This is a genomic window from Vibrio sp. HI00D65, assembly GCF_001635455.1.
Lineage (GTDB): Bacteria > Pseudomonadota > Gammaproteobacteria > Enterobacterales > Vibrionaceae > Vibrio.
This window is the reverse complement of record NZ_LWEH01000342.1, coordinates 1-1,601: the sequence shown is the minus strand read 5'-3', so window position 1 is coordinate 1,601 and position 1,601 is coordinate 1. Positions and strand designations below refer to the sequence as shown.

At 38.5% G+C, this 1,601-nt stretch carries 2 protein-coding genes; both read right to left on the bottom strand.

The annotated features are described in order from the left end of the window. Positions 1-285 precede the first annotated feature (285 nt). Entirely contained in the window at positions 286-747 is a 462-nt protein-coding gene (locus tag A3712_RS19720; protein ID WP_063524731.1) for a hypothetical protein, read from the bottom strand. Further along, the gene (locus tag A3712_RS19715) at positions 744-1,538 is read right to left on the bottom strand and encodes a winged helix-turn-helix domain-containing protein (protein WP_063524730.1); all 795 of its coding nucleotides are present in this window, start codon (positions 1,536-1,538) and stop codon (positions 744-746) included. The genes A3712_RS19720 and A3712_RS19715 overlap by 4 nt, the downstream gene beginning before the upstream one ends. Between the last annotated feature and the right edge of the window lie 63 nt (positions 1,539-1,601).

Here is a 1,601-nt window from a genome sequence, read left to right as displayed (position 1 = left end):
GATTATTATTTCTAAAAAATTACTTGTGAATAGTACTACTTCGTACTTATGAGGCTATTTGGAACTAAGAATGGGATCTTACTTCAATTGTTTCGTTAGTCTTATTATGAAGTGACGATATATGGAATAGATAAGGGGTGTTTCAATTATGAGACTTATTATTTTTTAGAATGAAAACTAAGATAAATAATAGATTAAAGGAAAGGGATGGATTTCGAACTGAGTCGAAATCCATCTTAAATAATATAACTTTGAAGGGAGTTTATTACTCGTTAAGGAGGTAATTTAGCGTTTAGCTAACAGCTGAGTACGACCTGTATTACAACTCCGAATAATGGCAAATGCTTCATTCGCGCTCAAAATATCAATATTCAACGTTAGTGGATCATTGTTCAACAAAAGGTATGGTGATAACAAATTGTCGTTCATTGCCTCGTTTATTTTCTGTACCGACAGTAGGTCTATAGTGCCAGCAATGGCAAAATTAAATGATGTAGAGTGTCCCGCATTTCCTTGAAATCGGAGAACGATAGGGGTTGGTATTTTATCGTCTTGAATGGAGACGATATGCAGAACTTTGTTATCCCTAATTTTTGTGAATCCATCGCTTCGTAATACGTTATCTTCAGAGAGCAAATCGATCATACTATGCTGGTAACTGTGATCTTCAAGTTTGTGAGAATCAGGAATACTCCAGACGCTTGCAAACAAGATTAGTGCGGAGAAGACGGCAATAAATGGCATCATAATGACCCCTTTTCTAGGAATAGCTCAATCTCTTTACTGGCTTTGTCCAGTTGTGATGGGTTGTAAAAAACATTTACTGATTTACGAGTCACTTTATTGAGTATCGCAAGTTCAGAATAGCCAGGTTCTTCGCTGATGTAAGCAATACAGTCACATTGATACTTGTTAAGAATCCTTTTCAACTCTGGGGTTAGCGTCATTTGAGGGTCTTGAAATATCTGTAGTTGACCTATCCAATACTCGGTCAGACGATCAGAAGGTTTGACTTCATGGAGACTCTTGTCGTGAAATTTACTGAATGCAAGCACGATTGATGCTGTGACCAGGGCGGCAGCGATGGAATAGCATGCGAAGTTCTTATAACACGCAATTTTGCGATAGATGGGAAGTATTTGCGTTTCAGTGTGCTCTTCGCTTGAGGGCGTTTTAAGCTCGTTGTCAGCTTGCGTTGTAGTGGTATCTTCAGGCGCAGTGATGCTAGTACCATCCCCAGTCGATTCGATGCAAATGCAATGGTCTATGAGGCGGTAACCTACCTTTGGAACTGTCACTATTGGTGAGTCTTTAGTACCTAACTTGACGAACTTTTGGCGCAGCAAACTGATACTTTTCGCAAGAGAGGTCTCTCCTATGAACTCGCTACCCCAAGCGTAGTTGATAATGTCCACCTTACTCACAATATCAGGTGCGTGTTTAAGTAGTAGTTCTAAAACACGGCTCTCTCTGTATCCAATCTTAATAGAACGATCGTCGTTATAAATACGATTTGTTATAGGGTCAAATTTGATCATATAGCCAACGTTTTATTTTTATTATAATTATCTCAACAATGTAAGCGACTATAAACTGACTCA